This window comes from Amycolatopsis oliviviridis, from assembly GCF_014654365.1.
GTDB classification, from domain to species: Bacteria; Actinomycetota; Actinomycetes; order Mycobacteriales; family Pseudonocardiaceae; genus Amycolatopsis; species Amycolatopsis oliviviridis.
The window spans coordinates 793920-814741 of the sequence record NZ_BNAY01000002.1 but is presented as its reverse complement, the minus strand read 5'-3'; the positions used below and the strand labels follow the sequence as shown (position 1 = coordinate 814741).

The following is a 20822-nucleotide window of genomic DNA, read 5'->3' as shown; positions in this document are numbered from 1 at the left end:
CCCAGTCGTTTCGTGCGGCTGTCAGACCAGTTCTTCGACGAGGCCCAGCCGCTCCAGGTACCGGGTGGGCGTGAACCGCAGCGCGCTCAGCAGCAGCGCGGGGACCAGCAGCGTGATCCCGCCGAACCACAGGAGACCGAGGTGCCCGTTGGCCATGGCGCCGAAGAACGAATGCAGTGCCGTGATCGCGACCGCCGGATAGGCGAGCCGGTGGATCCACAGAAAACGCCGGTAGGAGCTGAACCGGCTGATCCCGCCGGTCAGCGCGACGGCGATCATGACCTCGAGCCCGACGACGCCGAGTTCGTGCCGCGCGAGCGTGCCCGGCAGGAGCGGGATCGAGATCTGCGCCAAGGTGAACCCGTCGGGCAGGAACACGAACGACATCGCGTGCACGACACCGAACGACAGCGTCAGGATGCCGAGCACCATATGCGAGTTGCGCAGGGCCTTCCGCCCGGTCAGCGACTTGATCCAGCCGGTCGCGGTGAGCACGCCCCAGCACAGGGTCAGGCACATGAAGCCGTACGCGATCCGGGCGGAGGTCTGCGCCATGCCTTTGATGCCGGGGTCCGTGTTCGTCTTCTGGGTCAGGACGATCACCACCTCGGACCACTGGTCATACATTGATCTCTCCTGGGGCACTGGGAACCAGGTCTGGTTCGGCGGCGGCCGCGCGTTTGCGGGTCCGGGTGTTCTTGGCGCGCAGGGTCCGGACGGCGAAGAACAGGCCGCCGCCGAGCGCGACCGCGAGCAGCAGGCCGAGGGCGAGGTCGCCGAAGCCGACGTCCATCGCGGCGTTGGCCGTGTTCGACTGCGGTGCCGGGGCTTCCGGCATCAGCGACTGGTCGACGACGCCGGTGCTCTCCAGCAGGGTCATGTGCCGCAGCACCGCCTGGTTGGCCGTGGTGGCGTAGTCCCGCACGACGTCGTTGCGGGTACCGGCCCTGACCTGCGCGATGATGGGGAACAGCACGCCGTGCGCGTACCGGAGCCGGTTGGCGAAGATCCGGTCGAACTCGGTGTCGTCGCGGGCGGCCTTCATCTCGCCGAGCCACGCGGACTGCTGGTCCGACGGCTCGGCCGGCAGGGTGATGCCGAACCGGTCGGCGATGCCGTGCGTCGCGGTGTCGAGCCTGCCGTGGTCGATCATCAGCGTCCGGCCCACTTCGCGAACCCGCTTGCTCTTGCCGCGTTCCTGCGCCCACATGCCGGCGGGCATTTCCCACAACCCGGCCAGTTTGACGTTGACGATGAGGTTCTTGTCCGCCGCGGACAGTTCCTGGGCGTGCGCGTCGCCGACGGGGCCGAACAGGGTCACCGCGGCCGTGATCAGCAGGACCAGCAGCGGGCGGGAGAATCGGGGGTGGTCAGATGCCGAGGTCATCGGCCTGCCAGGTGTCCGCGGTGAGCAGCACTTTCGTACCGTCCGGTTTGGCCGGGAACCACGCGTCGTCGACGCCCTGCCCGCCGGTGTTGCCGGGCATCGCGTCCTTGGCGTTGCGGTAGAGCGGCCAGCCCGCGAGCGTGAGCTGCTCGGTGCCGTCGTCCCTGGTCACGGTGCCGACCAGGGCGCGATCGATCCCGGTCACCACGAGGTCGCCGCCCGCCTTGGCGGGAATCCAGGCGCGCGAACAGGTTTCGGCGCAGTTCGACTTGGGCGGATCGATCGTGTCCTTGTCGTAGCGGTAAAGCGTGAAGCCATTGGTGTCGGTGACGATCGGTCCGAGGTCGAACAGGATCGCCGCCGTGACACCGGGGGCCGGTTCGGCCGCCGGGTCGGGCATGCCCGGTATCTGGGCGGCTCCGGCGGCGGGGGCCGCACCCGGAGAGCCGTTCGGTCCCGCGGTACCGGTGGTGCAGGCCGAGGTCAGCGCGATCGCGGACAGGGTCAGGGTCAGAGGTATGACCGAGCGTGACACGGGGTTCACAGATATCCTCCTGTCGGGGCCAGAGGAGAACGCCATCCCCGCGGGGAGATGGTGTGCAGGCAGGTTCAAGTCCACTGTGGACAGTCATGCCGGACGCTCATGATCCACAGTGGATTCGGCGGCGCGGGGGACACCGCCGGGTCGGGGTCTTCGGTAGGGGATACGGTCACGAGTCGGGAACGGTTCAAAAAACTTTCACCGTGCGGAGAAACCGGTACCGAACGGTTTTGGTACTGGACTTATCGCCCCTGGGCACACAAAGATGTGCCGCGTGGGACGCCACTCTCGGATACTGCAGCCAATTGTCGATCATGAACCCGCGTCGAACGGGCATGACGACCTCATCAGGGCGTTGTACCAGGAGTTCGGGTCGAGCCTGATGGCGTTCGTGCTGAAGCTGACCGGCCACGATCGTCAGTGGGCCGAGGACGTGGTCCAGGAGACGCTCATCAAGGCGTGGCGCAACGCCGGCAAGCTCGACCGGCAGCCGGAGATGCTGCGCGCCTGGCTGTTCACCGTGGCCAGGCGCATCGTCATCGACGGCTGGCGGAGCCGGAGCGCCCGCCCTCAAGAGGTGGAGGAACTGGAGTCGGATTCGATCGGAGTGCCGGACGAATCGGAGAAGACGCTGGCGGCCATGATCGTTTACGAGGCCCTGCGCAATCTTTCCCCGGAACAACGTGAGGCCGTCCAGCAGACCTACCTGCGTGACCGGACCGTGAACGAGGTCGCGGCGACGCTCGGGGTCCCGCCGGGTACGGTGAAATCGCGGATCCACCACGCTGTGCGCGCGCTGCGCAGGGCGCTGCAGGAGCGGGGGTGAGCGAGGTGTCCGGAGCTCCGCACACGGATATCGCCGCCTACGTGCTCGGCGTCCTCGGCGAGGAGGATCACGCCAGGTTCGAGGCGCATCTGCTGGAGTGTCCCGAGTGTCAGGTCGAGCTGGTGGAGATGTACCACCTGCCGGACATTCTGGACATGGTCAAGAAGAGCTGGCCGGATCCGCCCGTGAAGGGGCCGGGGCCGCGCGTGCTGCGGATGCTGCTCGCGGACGCCGCCAAGGCGAACCGCCGCCGGAAGGTCGTCCGGCTCGCGACGGCCGCCGCCGTCCTCGTGCTCGTCGTCGGCGGGCCGCTCGTCGTCCTTTCGCTCACGAACCGTGAACCCGTCATCACGCAGGCCGCTCCCACGGTCGTCACGTCGGTGGTGCGGCCTCCGCCGTCGTCCAGGGAAGCGGGACCGGACGGCGGCGCCGCCCCGTTCGGCTGGTCCGAGGCGGGCAACGCGGTCGCCGCCGAGGTCACGGTCCAGGAGAAGGAATGGGGCAGCGCCGTCGAGCTCGAAATGCGCGGCCTCATCGGGCCGATGACCTGTCAGCTCTTCGCCTACTCCCACGGTGGAGAGGCCTACGTCGTCAACAACTGGAGCGTTCCGGCCAAGGGGTACGGAGTCCCCGGCTCCCCGGATCCGCTCGTCATCACCGGTTCGACGGCTTTGCGGAAAGCCGACATCGAACGTTTCGAGGTGCACAAGCAGGACGGCACCGTGCTGGCCGTCGTGCGCCGGTAGCTTTTTTCGATCTTTTTTTGAACCGGTTTCCGGCGGGAACCGTATTCACCAGTAACCGGATCGAAATCCGGTGAATGGGTAACTCATCCCCGGGCCTGCGTTTCGACGCGTCCGGAAAGGAATGAGGTGAGCAGCCAATGGCACGAAATCAAGGGCGCCACCGGATCGCCCGGAGGACCAAGATCGCGACCGCGTTGCTGGGTCTGTCGATCGCGGTCGGCGGACTGGTGGTGGCCACCACGACCGGCGACCCGGACCGTGCCTCCGCGGACGAGGTGGACAAGTCGCAGTTCGTGGACATCACGAAGGTCCGGCCGAACGTCGACGAACCGCGGCAGGGCCGGAACGCTTCCACGGGTTCGTTCACCGTCGACTGTGGACGGAACGAGAACGGGCATTTCAATCCCGACAACTTCATCGCGCAGCCGGGTATCCGCAACGGCGCCCAGCATCTGCACGACTACGTCGGGAACCTTTCCACGAACGCGGACTCGGACAACGACAGCCTGCTGGGCGCCGGGACCACCTGTGCGAACGGCGACGAATCGGCGTACTTCTGGCCGGTGGTCCGGATCGACACCGAACAGGAGCAGGACCAGGGCCGGGATCAGGACCAGAACCGCGACGGCGACCGGAACGACGCCGACCAGGATCAGGCTCAGGCTCGATTGGACGAACCGAACGCGGACAACGAACTCGCGGGCAACGACGGTGAGATCCAGCGCCCCGCGGTCGTCGACATCACCTTCAAGGGCAACGCCCAGGAGAAGGTGAAGGAGATGCCGAAGTTCCTCCGGATCCTCTACGGGGACGCGAAAGTCACCACCAACGGGCCCGCGAACGCGCGGGAGAGCTGGACCTGCACCGGCTTCGAGAACCGGGTCATCAAGCAGTACCCGATCTGTCCCGAGGGCAGTGACGTCAAGCGGGTGCACACGTTCCCGAGCTGTCTTGACGGGAACAACATCGACAGCGAGAACCACCGGGACCACATCAAGTATCCCGAGGAGAACGGCGAGTGCGCGAACGGCCTGACCGCCGTCCCGGAGCTCACCATCTCGCTGACCTACGAGATCCCGCGGCAGATCCAGGTCAACGGACAGTACAAAGTGGACTCTTTCCCCGAAGAGGAGCACAACCCCTTCTCCGACCACGACGATTTCGCGAACGTGATGCCGGACCGGATCATGGACCGGCTCGTCGACTGCGTCAACGAAGGTCGCGAGTGCCGCGAATGAGGCGCTGAGCGACCACCTCGAGCGTCCTCGGCTCACTCCGACGGCCGAGGCGGTTCAACGCCAACTGTGCACCGGCGAACAGAAAGGAAGATACTCCGGCTCGGCGGGTCCCCCCTACACCTCACCCACCCGCCGGGCCGGCCCTACCTGAAACCGATCGACACAACTGAAGAACGCTCCGCAAGCGTTTACCCGCTCTGCCGGCGGGCTTCCCCAGGGAGGCCCACCGGCAGGGTCCTTTTCGGTAGGTTGGCGGCATGGGTGAGCACAAGGACCGCATGCTGCGCGGCGAGCTGTACCGGGACAACGACCCCGAACTGGTCGCGGACCGCAGGCGCGCACAGGCCCTGGTGGACAAGTTCAACGGCACGGGCGCCGAGGAGACCGGTGAGCGGGACACGATTCTGCGCGAGCTGCTGGGAAAACTCGGTGAGGGTTCCTGGATCATGCCGCGGTTCCAGTGCGACTACGGCTATCTGATCGAGATCGGCGCCAACAGTTTCCTCAACTACGACGCGATCCTCCTCGACTGCGCCCCGATCAAGATCGGCTCGGACTGCTCGATCGGCCCGCGCTGTCAGCTGCTGACCGCGCTGCATCCCATGGAGGACCACGAACTGCGGCGGCAGCGCTGGGAGTCGGCGGCGCCGATCACCATCGGGAACAACGTGTGGTTCGGCGGCGGCGTCATCGTCTGCGCCGGGGTGACCGTCGGGGACGACACGGTGGTGGGCGCGGGCAGCGTCGTCACGCGAGACCTGCCGTCGAAGGTGTTCGCCGCCGGCAACCCGGCCCGCGTCATCCGGGAGCTGTAGACGCTCAGCGGTCCACCGGCGTGATCCGGGTGCGCCTGCTGTGCTCGAAGACCATGGAGGTCCGCACGTCGGCCACCTCCGCGCGCTCGGTCAGCTTGTCGATCACGAAGGTCGGGCAGCGCGTTGACCCAGTTCCGGCAGCATCACGCCGCGTTCCCGCAGGCCACCATCGGGAAGCTGCCCCTGATGGCGTGACGCTCAGCCGTCGAGCAGATCCCGCAGCGCTTCGGTGAACTGGGCCGGGTTCCGCTGCGGCGCCAGATGCGCCCCGGGCACCTCGGTGAACGGCAGGCCCAGTTCCAGCGCGAGGACCTTCGCGGGCTGGTAGTGGTAATGCCCGCGGCTGCCGACACCCGCGACGGGGAAGATCTCGGTCCTGGCCCTCCGCAGCGCCCGCAGATCGGGCAGGTAGTCGAGGATCTCGGCCAGTTCGCGGCCGAACAGCCGCTTCCAGTCCTCCTCGTTCGGCAGCCGGATCGCGCGCAGCTCGGGCAGCGCGGCACCGGCGATGCCGTCGGTGAACCGCTTGAACGCGCCCATCAGGTCACCCGCCTGCGCGAGCCGCACCTGCGCGTTGGCCTCGTCGAGCCAGCCCAGCGCGTCCGGGAGCAGCTGGACGGCGGGCGGTTCGTGCGCGACCAGGACGCTCGCCGCGTCCGGGTACCGGGCGACGAGGTCGAGGCCGATCAAGGCGCCCGCGCTGGTCCCGAACACGCTCGCCGGCCCGCCGCCGACGTGCTGGAGGACGGCGTGGGCGTCCTCGGCCTGCTTCGGCACGCTGACCGGGCCGGTGCTGGTGTCGGTGCTGCGGAAGTGACCGCGCCGGTCATAGGTGACGACCGTGTAGTCGTCGGCGAGCAGCTTCGTCATCGCCCGGAACGTGTCCGCCGAGCCCAGCCCACCGGCGATCAGGAGCAGAAGCGGCCCTTCGCCGGTACTGCGGACGTACAGCTCACCGTCCTCGACCGGACAACGACTCTCCGAGATCATGGCCGAAGTCAAGCACAGCGTGCCCGGTCCTTCACTCGGAGCCCAGTCGCCGCAGGGCGTCGGCGGCGTCGGCCACGATCTTCTCGATCAGCTCGCCGACCGCGGGCAGGTCGTCGAGCAGGCCGACGACCTGCCCTGACGCCAGCACGCCGGCGCTCCGATCGCCCTCGACGAGCCCGGCGCGCAGCAACATCGGCGTGTTGGCGGCCATCAGCACCTGCGACCACGTCCGGTCGCCGCCGCGTTTCATCCGCAGCCCTTCGGCGGCCAGCGAACGCCACGAGAGACCGCTGAGCTTCCGGAACTTCGCGGCGTTGCGGGCCGCCCTGGCGAGCCCGCTCACCGGACCGGCGGACTCGAGCGCGTCGACCAGCTCCGTCCGCAGGACGCGATGCGGCATCCCGTCCACCTTGCGGGTGACGACGGTGCCGTTGAGGTCACGGGCGAGGTAGGCCTGCTTGATCTCGTCGGGGACGGTGCTTTCCTTCGTCAGGAGGAACCGGGTGCCCATGGCGACCCCGGCCGCCCCGTAGGCCAGTGCGGCGGCCAGCCCGCGGCCGTCGAAGAAGCCGCCCGCCGCGACCACCGGGATGTCGACGGCGTCCAGCACCGACGGCAGCAGCAGCGTCGTCGCGACCCCGCCGGTGTGCCCGCCGCCCTCGCCGCCCTGCACGATGACGGCGTCGGCACCCCAGCCCGCGACCTTCTCCGCGTGTCTGGCCGCGCCGACCGAGGGCACGACGAGGACGCCGTTGTCCTTCAGCCGCGCGATCATGTCCTTCTTCGGCGCGAGCGCGAAGGAAGCGACCTTGACCTCCTCGGTGACGAGCAGTTCGACCCGGCGCCCGGCGTCTTCGGCGTCCGCGCGGAGGTTGACCCCGAACGGTCGCGACGTGCGGCTCTTGACCTCCTTGATCGCCGCCGCCAGCTCGTCGTAGGTCATCGTCGCGGAGGCGAGGATGCCGAGGCCGCCCGCTTCCGCCGTCGCGGACACCAGCCGCGGCCCGGCGACCCAGCCCATCCCGGTCTGCACGACCGGATGCCGGATGCCCGCCAGTTCGGTCAGCGCGGTCTTCACGACGGGACTTCCTTGTCCCGCGCGGACTTCGGATCGAGACTGGTCCGGATCAGGAGCAGTTCGGACTCGGTCGGCAGCCGGGTCTCCGTGACGCCGTCGGTGATCAGCGGGAACGACGTCGCCTCGACGACCTCGTCCACGGAAACCCCCGGATGCACGGAAAGCAGCCTCGGCGCGTGGTCTTCGCCGCCGAAGTCCAGGACGCCGAGGTTGGTGACGACGCGGTGGACGTCGTGATGCCGCAGACCCGCCTCGCGAGCCCTGGCGTAGCCGACGCCGGACACGATGTCGACCTGGTCGACGAAGACCCGCTTGCCGTGCCGGGGAACCCAGTAGCTCGTGCGGTGGTTGGCCGTGTTGCCCGGACCGCCGCGCACCCCGAGAAGTTGTTTCTTGGGCCGGGAATGCTCGCCGATCGCCGAGATGTTCTGGTTTCCCTCGCCGTCGATCTGATTGGCGCCCATCACCACATGGCGTTTTCCGCGCGGTACCACGGTGTCGAGGACCTTGCGGAACGGCTGCCAGCCTTCGACGACGGCGTCCGGCGTCATCAGGTACGCCTCGCCGTCGGACAGCAGGATGTCCGGTTCGAACGTCAGCCTGGCGAGCCGGGCGCCCAGCGACGGGATGAAACCCATGGGGCTCACCACGATCTCGCCGTCGCCGCGGAACAACTCGGCGCAGGCGACGACCGCCACTTCGGCACGACTGATGTCACTCATGCGGACTCCCCGAATTCGGCGACGGCCTTCTGGTACTGCGCTTCGTCCCCGGACAGGAACCGGTCGACGAAGTCCGGCCACGCTTCGAGATCCTTGGCGGCTTGGGCGTAGTGACGCTGGAAGCGTTCGTCGCGTCCGTAATCCGGGGCGGCGGTGGTGAAATGCGCGCCGTTCGGGGTTTCGGCGACCCCGGTGACGAGCATCCGGCTCAGCAGCAGGCTCTGCACTGGTCCCGCCTCGGCGAGTTCGGCCGTCTCCACGATCTTTTCCGTGGACACGTAACACTTTTCGGCGGCGAGCGCGAACAGTTCGTCGAAGTACGGATCCGGGCCGAGGTACTGCGCGTTGCCCCGGGCGTCGGCGCGGTTGAGGTGGACGAAGGCCGCGTCGAGCTTGAGCGCGGGTACGGCCAGGAGCTCCTCCGCGTCTTCATACGGCGAGCGGACGACGCGCAGCGACGGGTTCAGGTCCATCACGCCCGAGCCGAGTCCCGCGCGCGTCGGAAGGAACGGAAGTCGTTGCGCGGCGGCGGAAAGGCCGGTCCCGAAAACGCCTTCGTCGTACTCGGTGACGGTGATCGCCCCGGTTTCCCGCGCCCGGGAGAACCACGGGTCGTAGGGGATCGTGTCCAGGGTGACGAAGCCGAAGACGAGGTGCTTGATCTTGCCCGCCGACGCCATCAGCCCGACGTCCGGACCGCCGTAGGAGACCACGGTGAGGTCCTTGACCGGCGAGCGCAGGATCGCGCGCACCAGCGCCATGGGCTTGCGCCGGGAACCCCAGCCGCCGATCCCGATCGTCATGCCGTCCTCGAGTTCGGCGACGATCTCGTCCGGCGTCATCCGCTTGTCGGCCATCACTTCCCCTTACCGTCCAAGAACTCCTGGCGCGCCCCGTCGGAGACGCCCGCCAGGTTGAGTTCGAAGGTGAATCCCTGCTCGAAGCGGTAGCTGCGGTGCACGGGCTGGACGTCGATGCCGTTGATGGCCTGTTTCGCGGCGCGGATCACGCGGGTGTCCTTCGCCGCGATCTGCCGGGCCACGCCGAGCGCGGTCTCGTCGAGTTCGTCCCGCGAGACCACGGCGTAGACCGAACCGTGGTGGTGCAGCTGAGCCGCGGTGATCGTCGAAGCCGTGTAGTACAAGGCCCGCATCAGATGCTGGGGGACCAGCCGCGCGAGATGCGTCGCCGCGCCCAGCGCGCCGCGATCGACCTCGGGAAGCCCGAAGGTCGCGTCCTCGCTGGCGACCACCACGTCCGCGTTGCCGACGAGGCCGACCCCGCCGCCGAGGCAGAAGCCCTGCACCGCGGCGATCACCGGGACCGCGCAGTCGTACACGGCGGAGAACGCCGCCGCGCAGCCCTCGTTCGCGCCGATCAGCGCGCCGTACCCGGGATCGCGCTGGATCTCCTTGATGTCGACCCCGGCGTTGAACCCGCGGCCCTCGGCGCGCAGCACCACGACATGCGTCGCGGGATCGCGTCCGGCGTCGGTGACAGCGGAGGCGAGGGCGAACCATCCCTTCACGCTGAGCGCGTTCACCGGGGGCGCGTCGACCGTGACCACGGCGATGCCGGGCTCCGGTGAGTGGGTGGAAACGGTCATCTTGCACCCTTCTCCGCTACCAAACCTAGCACTTGCTTGGTACGTTAGCAGGACGTCCGGCCCGGGTACAGCGACCGTGAAGGAGGACCGGCATGGCACTCGAACTCCGGCTCGACGGCGCCGTGGTGCTGGTGACCGGCGGGGTACGCGGCGTCGGCGCCGGTGTCACCAGGACTTTCCTGCGCGCCGGCGCCGAAGTCGTCACCTGCGCCCGCACCGAACCCGAGCGGCCGGTGTGCGCCGGTGACCGGGCGTCGACGTTCATCTCCTGCGACGTCCGCGACCCGAAAGAGGTCGACGCGCTCTTCGAGGAGATCGTCCGGCGGCACGGCAGGCTCGACGTCGTGGTCAACAACGCGGGCGGCGCGCCGTACGCCAAGGCGTCGGACGCGTCACCACGGTTCCACGAAAAGATCGTCGCGCTGAACCTGCTGGCGCCGCTGACCGTCGCCCGCGCGGCGAACGCGCTCATGCAGCGTCAGGACGGCGGTGGCGTCATCGTGAACATCAGCAGTGTCAGCGCGACGAGACCGTCGCCGGGCACCGCGTCCTACGGCGCGGCGAAAGCGGGCCTGGACAACCTGACCGCGACGCTCGCCGTCGAGTGGGCACCGAAGGTGCGGGTCAACGCGCTCGACGTCGGCATGGTGCGGACCGAACACTCGCATCTGCACTACGGCGACGAGGCGGGGATCGCGGCCGTGGGCGCGACAGTCCCGTTAGGACGGTTGGCCGACCCTGACGAGATCGGTTCTTGCGCGGTGTTCCTGGCGTCTCCGCTGGCCTCCTATGTCAGCGGTGCCTGCCTGACCGTGCACGGCGGGGGAGAGCTGCCCGCTTTCCTCGCCGCATCCAATTCCCAGGCAACAGAACGAAAGGAGCCGGTGTGAGCGGGATCGCCGACGGCCGGATCGTGGTGGTGACCGGTGCCGGTCGAGGCATCGGACGGGCGCACGCGCTCGCGTTCGCCGCCGAGGGCGCGCGGGTGGTGGTGAACGACCTCGGCGCCGGCATCGACGGCAGCGGCGGGTCGGCGGGCCCGGCGCAGGACGTCGTCGACGAGATCGAGGCGCTCGGCGGCAAGGCGGTGGCGAACACCGACGACATCGCGTCCTGGGACGGCGCCGCGGCGCTGGTGCGGACCGCCGTCGAGACCTTCGGCGGGCTCGACGTCCTGGTCAACAACGCCGGGTTCCTGCGCGACCGGATGCTGGTCAACCTCGGCGAGGACGAATGGGACGCCGTCATCCGCGTTCACCTGAAGGGTCATTTCGCGCCGACGCGGCACGCCGCCGAGTACTGGCGGGCCGAGTCGAAGGCGGGCCGGACGCGGGCCGCGCGGGTGATCAACACCAGCTCTGGCGCGGGGCTGCTCGGCAGCGTCGGGCAAGGGAACTACGCGGCCGCGAAGTCCGGCATCCTGGGGCTCACGCTGGTCGCCGCGACCGAATTCGCGCGCTACGGCGTCACCGTGAACGCCATCGCCCCGGCCGCCCGCACCCGGATGACGGAAGAGGCGTTCGCCGCCGACATGGCCGCGCCGGAGGCCGGTTTCGACGCCATGGCACCGGAAAACGTGTCGCCGCTGGTGGTGTGGCTCGGCAGCGAAGAGTCTTCCGAGGTGACCGGCCGGGTGTTCGAGGTCGACGGCGGACGCGTCTCGATCGCGCAGGGTTGGCGGCACGGAACGGTGCGGGACAAGGGATCGCGGTGGTCGCCCGCCGAACTCGGGCCGGTGGTGGCGGAGCTGCTGGCGGAGGCTCCGGTCCCTGAAGCCGTCTACGGGGCTTGAGTTTCGGGGCCCGCGCTCAGGCGTCCCTCGTCAGGTCCCGGGTCTCGGGCCACGGCCGGAACCCGCCGGACTTGTAGGTCGTCACGGCGGCGACGTTGGAACTGGGCGTGTTCACGGTCGCGCTCGACGAGCCGAGCTCCTGGAGCGCGGCCGCCGCGGCGACGGTGATCGCCCGGCCGTACCCGTGGCCGCGCTGGTCCCGGTGCACGCCCATCGGTTCGAGCAACCCGGGCTTGCCGGGACCCGCCGACCACACGGCCACGGCCGCGACGGCGGCGCCTTGGCCGTCATAGCCGAGCAGGCACCGGGCATCGGCGTACGGCGCCCCGGCCGCCATCGTCCGCCACTTCTCCGCGGTGAACGTCGAGCGGGTGAACGACGCCCCGATCACTTCGGCCCACTCGGCCGCCAGGTCTGCTCCGACCGTCTCGATCCGCAGGTCCGGGGCCTTCACCGGCTCAGTGAGGTCGAGGCTCAGCGGCGTCCACGGCTCCTCCTCGTCGACGTGCCAGCCGTGCCCGGGCAGCACGTCCTGGAGCAGCGCGTCCATCGGCGCCTCGACGGACACCTGCCCCTCGGGCAGGACACCGCGCTCCGGCGCGGCCACGTCTTCGGCCAGCTGTCGCGCCAGTTCCTCGTCCCGGCGGAGGTCCGGCGCGGTCGTGAGCCGCAGGAGGTCGGCTCCGTCCAGGAACCCGACGGCGAGGATCCGGCCGTCCCGGCGCCAGAGCCGGACCGCCGCGGCCGTCGCGTCCGCCCCGTTACGCCAGAACCAGCCGAGGTCACCGGGATGCAGCTGCCACGCCACCCCTTCGGACTGCCACTCCCGCAACGCGGCCACGGCCTCGTTCAGGCCGTCGATGCCCGGCTTCTCCACGGTGATCGCCATGCCCGTGATCACACACCACCCCGCGAGGAGTCGCATCCGGTTTTCGGCGGGGCCAAGATGGGGGACGTGACGTCACTTCAGCGCCGTCTTTGGGAAGCGGTCGAGCCGCTGCACGCCGTCGTCTACTTCGCGCCGGAAACCGCGGCCGCGGCCAAGGCGGCAGGCCTGCCGAGCTGGTGGATGGGCTACTTCGCCGGACGCGTCGCGCCGCTCGGGCCGCTGCCGGAACCACCCGTGACCGCCATGCTGTTCGGGTTCGCCCCGCGCATGGTCGCGCGATCCCTGCCCGACGCGTGGAAATACGCCGAGCCCGCCGTCGTGCTCCAGAGCCGGATGGACGCCGTCGAGACGGCCCTGAAGCGGATCTTGCCCGAGGACGCGCCTTTCGAGGAACTCGCCGACCTACTCGACCAAGCCGTCACCGGCTGCGATTACCCGGCCAGGCCGCTGGCCGCCGCCTGGTCTTCGGTCGCCAGGCCCGCCACGCCGATCGGGAGGATCTGGCTCGCCGCGACGGTGCTGCGCGAGCATCGCGGGGACGGTCACGTGCTCTCCGCCGTCGCCGCCGGGTTGCGCGGGCTCGACACGACGCTGACCCACATCGGCAGCGGGGCGGTGACTCGCGAGGTCATCCAGATCAACCGCGGCTGGTCCGACGAAGACTGGGACGAGAGCGTCGGGCGGTTGACCGGACGAGGCATCCTCGACGGCGACCTGAAGCTCACTGAATCAGGAATCGTTCTGCGCCAACGGATCGAGGACGACACCGACCGCCTCGCCGCCGGCCCTCTCGACGCGCTCGGCGAGGACGGCGCCGCCGAGGTCGTGCGGATCGCCGTCCCGCTGAGCCGCCGGATCTTCGACGCCGGGGCGATCCCGCTGCCGAACCCGATGGGTGCACCTCGTCCCTGAGAGCCGCGACCGCTCAAAACTGTCGGACCCCGGTGGGACGCTGTTCCGCATGGCGACGTGGCAGCAGTTCAGTGAAGAGGCACCCGCACTGGCGGAGAAGATCAAGGAGCGGTTCACCGCGACGAAGTCGCACGTGCTGGCGACGGTCCGGCGGGACGGCTCACCCCGGGTCAGTGGCAGTGAGGTCGATTTCCGTGAACAGGACTTGCTGATCGGTTCGATGATCGGCGCGATGAAGGCGAAAGACCTGCAGCGTGACGGCAGGTTTGCGATCCACGCCGCCTCGGCGATCGACGAGGGCGGCGCGGACGCGAAGGTGTCGGGAAAGGCCGTCGAGATCACGGATCCGGCGGAGGTCGCCCGCCTGCAGGGCGACGACGGAGAAGCCCACGTGTTCCGCCTCGACCTCACCGAGGCGGTGCTGACCTGGGTCGAGGGCAACACCATCTATTTCGACTTCTGGAAGGAGGGTCAGGGGAGCAAACGCCTCGCGAGGCCGGACAACGGTCCGGTGGTCGAGGTCGCCTCGGACTAGGCTAGATCCGTTCGATGATGGTGCCGGTGGACAGCGCGCCGCCGGCGCACATCGTCACCAGCGCGGTGCTCGCGTCGCGGCGTTCCAGTTCGTGCAACGCCGTGGTCAGCAGGCGGGCGCCGGTGCTGCCGACGGGATGCCCGAGCGCGATCGCGCCACCGTTCACGTTGACCTTGTCCTCGTCGGGCTGGTGCACCCGCTGCCACGACAACACGACCGAAGCGAACGCCTCGTTGACTTCGAAGAGGTCGAGGTCGCCGATCGTCATCCCCGCCTTGGCCAGGACACGTTCGGTCGCCTGGACGGGACCGTCGAGGTGGTAGTACGGCTCCGCGCCGACCAAGGCCTGCGAGACGATCCGCGCCCGCGGCTTGAGGCCCAGTGCCTTGGCCCGGTCCGAGTCCATCAGGAGGAGCGCGGCGGCGCCGTCGGAGATCTGCGAGGACGTCCCGGCCGTGTGCACGCCGCCTTCGAGGACGGGCTTGAGCTTGGCGAGCCCTTCGACGGTCGTCTCGCGGAGTCCCTGGTCGCGGGTCACCAGCCGCGTCTCGCCCGTCGGGGTGCCGTCCTCGCCGAGCACGGGTGCCTTCACCGCGACGACCTCGCGGTCGAAGTGTCCCGCCGCCCACGCGGCGGCGGCCTTGGCCTGCGACGCCGTCCCGAACCGGTCGACGTCCTGCCGGGTGATCCCGCGGCGTTCCGCGATCCGCTCGGCCGCGCCGTACTGGTTCGGCATGTCGATCGACCACGACTCCGGTCGTGGCGTGCCGATGCCTTCGCCGCGGTTCGCGCCCAGCGGTACCCGGCTCATCGCCTCGACGCCGCAGGAGATCCCCGCGTCGATCGCGCCGGCCGCGATGAGCCCGGCGATCAGATGGGTCGCCTGCTGCGCGGAGCCGCATTGGGCGTCGATGGTGGTCGCGCCCGTGGTCTCGGGGAGCCCGGCGTGCAGCCACGCCGTCCGCGTGACGTTGCCCGCCTGCTCGCCTGCCTGGGTCACGGCACCGCCGATCGCCTGTTCGACCAGCTCGGGAGCCAGTCCCGCGCGTTCGAGCAGGGCGCGCTGCGCCGCGCCGAGGATCTCGGCGGCGTGCAGGCCCGCCAAGTGGCCCCTGCGCTTGCCGACAGGGGTGCGGACCGCCTCGACGATCACCGGACTACCCACGTTCGCCTCCTGGGAAACACCGTTCACTGACCTGAAAAGTAGAACACGTTCTTGATCTGGGCAAGTCGCCCCAGGAAAGGCTCGATTTTGATCACTGGTCGCGGTTTCCGCTTCTTGCTGGGAATCCATGATCGGACGCGGTTGAGTTAACAGGTTTCACTAAAACCCTTCACGTGACGGACACCATATGCTTCAATCGGGCCTAGAACGTGTTTCATTGGCGAACCGCGTAGGAGGTAGCCCGTGGCCGCTCCCCTGATCCCCGCCGGTTTCGATTTCACCGATCCGGACCTTTACGCCACCAGACTGCCTCTGGAGGAGTTCGCCGAACTCCGCCGCACGGCACCGGTCTGGTGGAACCCGCAGCCGCACAACACCGCGGGCTTCCGCGATGACGGCTACTGGGTGGTCAGCCGGCTCGAGGACGTCAAGGCGGTGTCGAGGGACAGCGAGCTGTTCTCCTCCCGGGAGAAGACCGCGATCATCCGCTTCGACGAGCACATGACCGACGACAGCCTCGAAGCGAACCGGCTGGTCCTGCTCAACATGGACGCCCCGCAGCACACGAAGCTGCGGCGGATCGTGTCGAAGGGCTTCACGCCGAGGTCGATCGCGAAGCTCGAAGACACCCTGCGCGACCGCGCGGAGCGGATCGTCAGCGAGGCCAAGAAGAAGGGCTCCGGCGATTTCGTCGTCGACGTCGCGTGCGAGCTTCCCTTGCAGGCCATCGCCGAACTGATCGGCATCCCGCAGGAAGACCGGCTGAAGATCTTCGACTGGTCCAACCAGATGGTCTCCTACGACGACCCCGAGTACGAGGTCGAACCGCTCGCCGCGTCGGCGGAGATCGTCGGCTACGCCTGGAACATGGCCGAAGAACGGCGCAAGTGCCCGATGGACGACATTGTCACGAAGCTGGTGCAGGCCGACGTCGACGGCGAATCGCTGGCCTCCGACGAATTCGGCTTCTTCGTCATCCTGCTCGCCGTCGCGGGCAACGAGACGACGCGCAACGCGATCACCCACGGCATGAAGGCGTTCCTCGATCACCCCGATCAGTGGGAGCTGTACAAGAAGGAACGCCCGAAGACCGCGCCGGACGAGATCGTCCGCTGGGCCACCCCGGTGGTCGCCTTCCAGCGCACCGCGACCCGGGACACCGAACTCGGCGGGCAGCGGATCCGCAAGGGCGACCGGGTCGGGATGTTCTACAGCTCCGCGAACTTCGACCCGGATCACTTCGACGAGCCGGAGAAGTTCGACATCCTCCGCGAGGACAACCCGCACGTCGGCTTCGGCGGCACGGGTTCGCACTACTGCATCGGCGCCAACCTCGCGCGGCTGGAGATCGACCTGATCTTCAACGCCATCGCCGACGTCATGCCGGACATCAGCGAGGTCTCGGCACCTGACCGGCTCCGGTCGAGCTGGCTCAACGGGATCAAGCACTACCAGGTCCGTTACGCCTGATCAGCCCGAAACGAGGCCGTGGGGCACCATAGGGCCATGGGTCCCCACGTACAGGTCGACGTCGAAATGTCCTTCCGGGTCACGAAACCCGGCCCCGCCGCGTTCGTGGTCGCGTTCGCGGGCGGGGCCGACCAGGAGGAGTTCACCTACCCCGCACCGCCGCGCCAGGTGGCGTTCGAACACGGCACCCGGGCCCAGGTACTCGATCTCCTGGCGGGCGAGCACGTCGTGCGATACCGGGCCCAACGCACGCTCGGCCCGGTCGAAGCCGGGCGTGTCAGCCTTGAAGACCTCATCCGCTACACCAGGCCCAGCCGGTACTGTCCCTCGGACCGGATGGGCGGGCTCGCGCTGTCCCGCTTCGGCGGCCTGCCCGACGCGCGCACCCAGGTCGAGGCGATCGTCCGGCACGTGGGCGAGCACCTGTCCTATGTGGTCGGTTCCGGTTCCCCGACCGACGACGCCGTGGACACCTACCTGGCCGGGGAAGGGGTTTGCCGCGACTTCGCGCACGTCTGCATCTCGCTGTGCCGCGTGATCGACATCCCCGCCCGGTTCGCCGCGGTCTACGCGCCCGGACTGTCCCCAATGGACTTCCACGCCGTGTTCGAAGCCGCGATCGACGGCCGCTGGTACGTGTTCGACGCGACCGGTCTCGCGCCGAGGCAGAGTCTGAGCCGGATCGCGACCGGACGGGACGCGGCCGACACCGCTTTCCTCTCCACGCTCGGCTGTGAACTGGACTTTCTCGGCAACACCGTGCTGGCGACGGCCGGCCCGTCGCTGCCGGAGGACGACGGCTCGGAGCTGATCGCGCTCGCCTGATCGCGTGTTGCCCACGAGCCGTGACCTGCCTGAGGTAGACATTGGCGTGTGAGGGAGAAGCAAGCACCGACGAAATGGAAGCGGCTGCGCGCCCGCTACCGCTGGCTGGACCACGTGGCGCGGGCGGTGAACCGCTACATCGAGTACGGCGGGTACCACTACGTCGCGTCGATCACCTATTTCAGCCTGTTCTCGCTGGTGCCCATCCTCATGGTCGCGGTGTCGGTGGCCGGCTTCGTGCTGGCGAGCCAGCCGCAGCTGATCGAGTCGATGCTGAACGCGATCACCGGCACGCTGCCCGGCGGCCTCGGCGACAAGGCGGGGGAACTGCTCACCGGATTCGTGGAGCAGCGCACCAGCGTCGGGCTCATCGGTCTGATCATCGGGTTGTACTCCGGCTGGAACTGGATGAACTCGCTGCGGGACGCGCTCACCGCGCTGTGGGGCCAGAACCGGTCGGACCTGCCGCTGCTGCGCACGATCGGCGCGGACCTGCTCGCGCTGCTCGGCCTCGCGAGCGCGCTGCTGGTCTCCTTCGCCATCACCATTTCCGGGTCCGCGCTCGGCCGGTACCTGCTGGGCCTGGCGGGGGTGGACGACACCGCCTGGGGGCACAACGTGCTCTCGGCGATCTCGATCCCGCTGGCGCTGCTGGCCAACTGGCTCGTGTTCCTCTGGGTGCTCACCCGGCTGCCGCGGAAACCGGTCGGGGTCCGCAGCGCGATGCGCGGCGCGGTCGCGCTGGCCGTGGGCTTCGAACTGCTCAAGCAGGCCGGTGGGATCTACCTGCGCCTGATCGGGAACTCGCCGACCGGGGTCGCGTTCGGCTCCATCATCGGCCTGATCTTCTTCATCTCGCTGGTGGCGCGGATGCTGGTGTTCGTCACGGCCTGGACGGCGACGGCGCGCGACGCCCCGCCGGACCCGGTCAAGCCGCCGCCTCCCGTGGTGGTCCGGCCGGTGGTGGAACAGCCCGACCGGCACGGCCTCAAGCCCGCACTGGTCGGGGCGGTGACCGGAGTGGTCGCGACCTTGGCCGCGCAACGCCTCCGGCCCCGCCGCCGTCCTTAGCTCGGTTTCGCCGAGCCCACCACCCACATCGAGAAGAACTGCGAACCGCCACCGTAGGCGTGCCCGAGCGCGATCCGGGCGCCGTCGACCTGGTAGTCCCCGGCCCGGCCCATCACCTGTTTGGCGGCCTCGGAGAACCGGAGCATGCCGGACGCGCCGATCGGGTTCGACGACAGCACGCCACCCGACGGGTTGACCGGCAGCCGTCCGCCGAGCGCGGTCTCACCCGCCTCGGTGAGCTTCCAGCCCTGACCCTCGTCGGTGAATCCCAGGTTCTCCAGCCACATCGGCTCGAACCACGAGAACGGCACGTAGATCTCGGCGGCGTCCACTTCGGACAGTGGGTCGGTGATGCCCGCGTCACGCCACAACGCGGCGGCCGCGTCGCGCCCCGCCTGCGGGTTGACCTGGTCGCGTCCGGCGAAGGTCGTCGGTTCGGTGCGCATCGCGGTCGCGTGGATCCACGCCGCGCCACCGTCGACGGCGTCGCCCGCCGCCTCGTTCCCGATCACCATCGCGCACGCGCCGTCCGAGGACGGGCACGTCTCGTCGTAGCGGATCGGGTCCCACAGCATCTGTGACGCCTGCACCGATTCCACCGTGATGTCGGACTGCCGCAGATGCGCGTACGGATTCAGGGCGCCGTTGCGCCGGTCCTTGGCGGCGACGATCGCGCCGACGTGGTCGGGCGCGCCGGACCGCCGGATGTAGGACCGCACGTGCGGCGCGAAGTAGCCGCCCGCGCCGGCGCCCACCGGCATCTGGAACGGCGGCAGGATCGAAAGGCCCCACATCGCGTTCGACTCGGACTGCTTCTCGAAGGCGACCGTCAGGACCCGCTTGTGCACACCGGCTTGCACCAGCGACGCCGCCACGAGCGCGGTCGACCCGCCGACCGAGCCCGCGGTGTGCACGCGCAGCAACGGTTTCCCGTTCGCGCCGAGCGAGTCGGCGAGGAACAGTTCGGGCATCATGACGCCCTCGAACAGGTCCGGTGCCTTGCCGAGCACGACGGCGTCGATGTCGTCCCAGCCGGTCTGCGCGTCGAGCATCGCCCGGTCGATGGCCTCCCGGAGCAGGCCGGGCATGGACACGTCGGTGCGCTTGGCCTTGTGGTGGGTCTGGCCCGTTCCCAGTACGGCCGCGAGGTGCTTCACGAGAGGACCTCCAAGGTCGCGACCAGGTTCTGCTGGAGGACGGGGCCGCTGGTCGCGTGGGCGAGGGTCTTGCGCGCGCTGCCGTCGAGGATGCGGTTCGCCGCTTCGCCGATCCGCGCCAGCCCCGCCGAGAACATCGGGTTGCCGGTCAGGACACCGCCCGAGGGGTTGATGCGCACCTGTTCCCCGAGGCCCAGCGCGTCGCGCAGGATCAGTTCCTGGTGGGTGAACGGCGCGTGCAGTTCGGCGACCTCGACGCCGTCGAGGTCCAGTGCCCGCCCGGCGGCCACTGTGGACGGTGAGACGGTGAGATCCCGTACGCCGAGCGCGGGGGAGTCGACCCGGTGCTCGATGCCGGTGATCACGGCGGGGCTGTCGACCAGGTCCGCCGCCCGCTCGGCCGAAGCGAGCACGAGGACGGCGGCGCCGTCGGTCACCGGGGCGATGTCGTGGGCCCGCAAGGGATCCGCGAAGTACGGGGCGTCGAGGAGGTCGGCGACCTCGACCGTTCCGGAGACCTGGGCGGCGGGATTCCCGGCGGCGTCGGCGCGGCTGCGCGCGGCGACCTCGGCGAGATCCTTCTCCGACCACAGTCCCGCTTCGAGCCCCAGCCGCGCCTGGATCCCGGCGACGCTCACCGAATCCGGCCACAGCGGCGCGACGACGTAGGGGTCCATCTGCAGGGCCAGCACCCGCCGCAACTGCCCGGCGGAGGACTTGCCGAAACCGTAGACGAGCGCGGTGTCGACCTCGCCCATCCTGATCTTGAGCCACGCCTCGTAGAGCGCCCAGGCGGCGTCCATCTCGACGTGCGACTCGTGGATCGGCGGGAAGGCGCCGATGGCGTCGACCGCGGCGATGAACGAGAACGCGCGGCCGGCGAGGTAGTCCGAGGAACCCGAGCACCAGAACCCGATGTCCTCTTTGGACAGTCCGGTTCGCTCGAAGACCTCGGCGAAGATCGGCACCAGCATTTCCACGCCGTTGGTGGTGCCCGGGGTGCTGCGGACGTTGGGGGCCTGCGCGAAGCCCACGACTGCTACATCTGGCACGGTGT

At 69.2% G+C, this 20822-nt stretch carries 23 protein-coding genes and 1 pseudogene; 11 read left to right on the top strand and 13 right to left on the bottom strand.

What is annotated here, in order from left to right; genetic code table 11:
- Positions 1 to 21 precede the first annotated feature (21 nt).
- The 3 genes from IE302_RS10945 to IE302_RS10935 are packed head-to-tail and all read right to left on the bottom strand — an operon-like array spanning position 22 to position 1931.
- A complete protein-coding gene (locus IE302_RS10945) occupies positions 22 to 627 on the bottom strand; it encodes a ferric reductase-like transmembrane domain-containing protein (RefSeq protein ID WP_191254358.1) in 606 nt (201 codons plus the stop codon).
- Positions 620 to 1387 carry a DUF4142 domain-containing protein gene (locus tag IE302_RS10940; RefSeq protein ID WP_191254357.1) on the bottom strand — a complete coding sequence of 256 codons (768 nt, stop codon included), beginning with the start codon at positions 1385 to 1387 and terminating at the stop codon, positions 620 to 622. Before IE302_RS10940 ends, IE302_RS10945 begins: the two co-directional genes overlap by 8 nt.
- Positions 1371 to 1931 carry a hypothetical protein gene (locus IE302_RS10935; RefSeq protein ID WP_191254356.1) on the bottom strand — a complete coding sequence of 187 codons (561 nt, stop codon included), beginning with the start codon at positions 1929 to 1931 and terminating at the stop codon, positions 1371 to 1373. The genes IE302_RS10940 and IE302_RS10935 overlap by 17 nt, the downstream gene beginning before the upstream one ends.
- A 271-nt stretch (positions 1932 to 2202) precedes the next feature.
- Between IE302_RS10935 and IE302_RS10930 the strand changes: the two genes are divergently transcribed.
- The 4 genes from IE302_RS10930 to IE302_RS10915 all read left to right on the top strand — a co-directional run bounded on the left by IE302_RS10930 (position 2203) and on the right by IE302_RS10915 (position 5553).
- The gene (locus IE302_RS10930) at positions 2203 to 2754 is read left to right on the top strand and encodes a sigma-70 family RNA polymerase sigma factor (protein ID WP_034317190.1); all 552 of its coding nucleotides are present in this window, start codon (positions 2203 to 2205) and stop codon (positions 2752 to 2754) included.
- Positions 2751 to 3500 carry an anti-sigma factor family protein gene (locus tag IE302_RS10925; protein ID WP_191254355.1) on the top strand — a complete coding sequence of 250 codons (750 nt, stop codon included), beginning with the start codon at positions 2751 to 2753 and terminating at the stop codon, positions 3498 to 3500. The genes IE302_RS10930 and IE302_RS10925 overlap by 4 nt, the downstream gene beginning before the upstream one ends.
- 137 nt (positions 3501 to 3637) lie before the next feature.
- Positions 3638 to 4738, top strand: coding sequence for a DUF1996 domain-containing protein (locus IE302_RS10920; protein WP_191254354.1), 1101 nt, complete (start codon positions 3638 to 3640; stop codon positions 4736 to 4738).
- 257 nt (positions 4739 to 4995) lie between these two features.
- Positions 4996 to 5553 carry a sugar O-acetyltransferase gene (locus tag IE302_RS10915; protein ID WP_191254353.1) on the top strand — a complete coding sequence of 186 codons (558 nt, stop codon included), beginning with the start codon at positions 4996 to 4998 and terminating at the stop codon, positions 5551 to 5553.
- Between the two features lie 4 nt (positions 5554 to 5557).
- Here the strand turns inward: IE302_RS10915 and IE302_RS43240 are convergent.
- From IE302_RS43240 to IE302_RS10885, 6 genes and pseudogenes are all read right to left on the bottom strand, one after another.
- Positions 5558 to 5662, bottom strand: a pseudogene (locus IE302_RS43240) (Lrp/AsnC family transcriptional regulator); the annotation flags it as partial.
- 89 nt (positions 5663 to 5751) lie between these two features.
- A complete protein-coding gene (locus tag IE302_RS10905; protein WP_191254352.1) occupies positions 5752 to 6543 on the bottom strand; it encodes an alpha/beta fold hydrolase in 792 nt (263 codons plus the stop codon).
- A gap of 31 nt (positions 6544 to 6574) precedes the next feature.
- On the bottom strand, positions 6575 to 7621 hold the full coding sequence (locus IE302_RS10900; RefSeq protein ID WP_191254351.1) for an NAD(P)H-dependent flavin oxidoreductase: 1047 nt from the start codon (positions 7619 to 7621) through the stop codon (positions 6575 to 6577).
- Complete coding sequence (locus IE302_RS10895) at positions 7618 to 8343, bottom strand: CoA-transferase subunit beta (RefSeq protein WP_191254350.1); 726 nt, start codon at positions 8341 to 8343, stop codon at positions 7618 to 7620. Before IE302_RS10895 ends, IE302_RS10900 begins: the two co-directional genes overlap by 4 nt.
- Entirely contained in the window at positions 8340 to 9200 is an 861-nt protein-coding gene (locus IE302_RS10890) for a CoA transferase subunit A (RefSeq protein WP_191254349.1), read from the bottom strand. The genes IE302_RS10895 and IE302_RS10890 overlap by 4 nt, the downstream gene beginning before the upstream one ends.
- Positions 9200 to 9949, bottom strand: coding sequence for an enoyl-CoA hydratase family protein (locus tag IE302_RS10885; protein ID WP_005164374.1), 750 nt, complete (start codon positions 9947 to 9949; stop codon positions 9200 to 9202). Before IE302_RS10885 ends, IE302_RS10890 begins: the two co-directional genes overlap by 1 nt.
- A 92-nt stretch (positions 9950 to 10041) precedes the next feature.
- On the opposite strand from IE302_RS10885, the gene IE302_RS10880 reads away from it, so the two are divergent.
- Both IE302_RS10880 and IE302_RS10875 read left to right on the top strand, forming a co-directional pair.
- Complete coding sequence (locus IE302_RS10880) at positions 10042 to 10839, top strand: SDR family oxidoreductase (RefSeq protein ID WP_191254348.1); 798 nt, start codon at positions 10042 to 10044, stop codon at positions 10837 to 10839.
- On the top strand, positions 10836 to 11741 hold the full coding sequence (locus tag IE302_RS10875) for an SDR family oxidoreductase (protein ID WP_191254347.1): 906 nt from the start codon (positions 10836 to 10838) through the stop codon (positions 11739 to 11741). The genes IE302_RS10880 and IE302_RS10875 overlap by 4 nt, the downstream gene beginning before the upstream one ends.
- A 16-nt stretch (positions 11742 to 11757) precedes the next feature.
- On the opposite strand, the gene IE302_RS10870 is transcribed toward IE302_RS10875, so the two are convergent.
- Positions 11758 to 12630, bottom strand: a complete 873-nt coding sequence (locus tag IE302_RS10870; RefSeq protein ID WP_191254346.1) for a GNAT family N-acetyltransferase — start codon at positions 12628 to 12630, stop codon at positions 11758 to 11760.
- Between the two features lie 57 nt (positions 12631 to 12687).
- Here IE302_RS10870 and IE302_RS10865 point away from each other — a divergent pair, with 57 nt between their 5' ends.
- The gene (locus IE302_RS10865) at positions 12688 to 13542 is read left to right on the top strand and encodes an SCO6745 family protein (RefSeq protein ID WP_444541939.1); all 855 of its coding nucleotides are present in this window, start codon (positions 12688 to 12690) and stop codon (positions 13540 to 13542) included.
- Between the two features lie 49 nt (positions 13543 to 13591).
- Positions 13592 to 14077, top strand: coding sequence for a pyridoxamine 5'-phosphate oxidase family protein (locus IE302_RS10860; protein WP_191254344.1), 486 nt, complete (start codon positions 13592 to 13594; stop codon positions 14075 to 14077).
- 1 nt (position 14078) lies between these two features.
- Here IE302_RS10860 and IE302_RS10855 read toward each other — a convergent pair whose 3' ends face one another.
- Positions 14079 to 15242, bottom strand: a complete 1164-nt coding sequence (locus IE302_RS10855; protein WP_191254343.1) for a steroid 3-ketoacyl-CoA thiolase — start codon at positions 15240 to 15242, stop codon at positions 14079 to 14081.
- Positions 15243 to 15485: 243 nt separating this feature from the next.
- Between IE302_RS10855 and IE302_RS10850 the strand changes: the two genes are divergently transcribed.
- Genes IE302_RS10850 through IE302_RS10840 form a run of 3 tightly spaced genes read left to right on the top strand, consistent with a single transcriptional unit; the run spans position 15486 to position 18608 of the window.
- Positions 15486 to 16712, top strand: coding sequence for a cytochrome P450 (locus IE302_RS10850; protein ID WP_191254340.1), 1227 nt, complete (start codon positions 15486 to 15488; stop codon positions 16710 to 16712).
- 36 nt (positions 16713 to 16748) lie between these two features.
- Positions 16749 to 17537, top strand: coding sequence for a transglutaminase-like domain-containing protein (locus IE302_RS10845; protein WP_191254339.1), 789 nt, complete (start codon positions 16749 to 16751; stop codon positions 17535 to 17537).
- A gap of 48 nt (positions 17538 to 17585) precedes the next feature.
- Entirely contained in the window at positions 17586 to 18608 is a 1023-nt protein-coding gene (locus tag IE302_RS10840; protein ID WP_191254337.1) for a YhjD/YihY/BrkB family envelope integrity protein, read from the top strand.
- Here IE302_RS10840 and IE302_RS10835 read toward each other — a convergent pair.
- Both IE302_RS10835 and IE302_RS10830 read right to left on the bottom strand, forming a co-directional pair.
- A complete protein-coding gene (locus tag IE302_RS10835) occupies positions 18605 to 19765 on the bottom strand; it encodes a thiolase family protein (RefSeq protein ID WP_191254335.1) in 1161 nt (386 codons plus the stop codon). The genes IE302_RS10840 and IE302_RS10835 overlap by 4 nt on opposite strands.
- A complete protein-coding gene (locus IE302_RS10830) occupies positions 19762 to 20817 on the bottom strand; it encodes a thiolase family protein (protein WP_191254333.1) in 1056 nt (351 codons plus the stop codon). Before IE302_RS10830 ends, IE302_RS10835 begins: the two co-directional genes overlap by 4 nt.
- Positions 20818 to 20822: the final 5 nt, after the last annotated feature.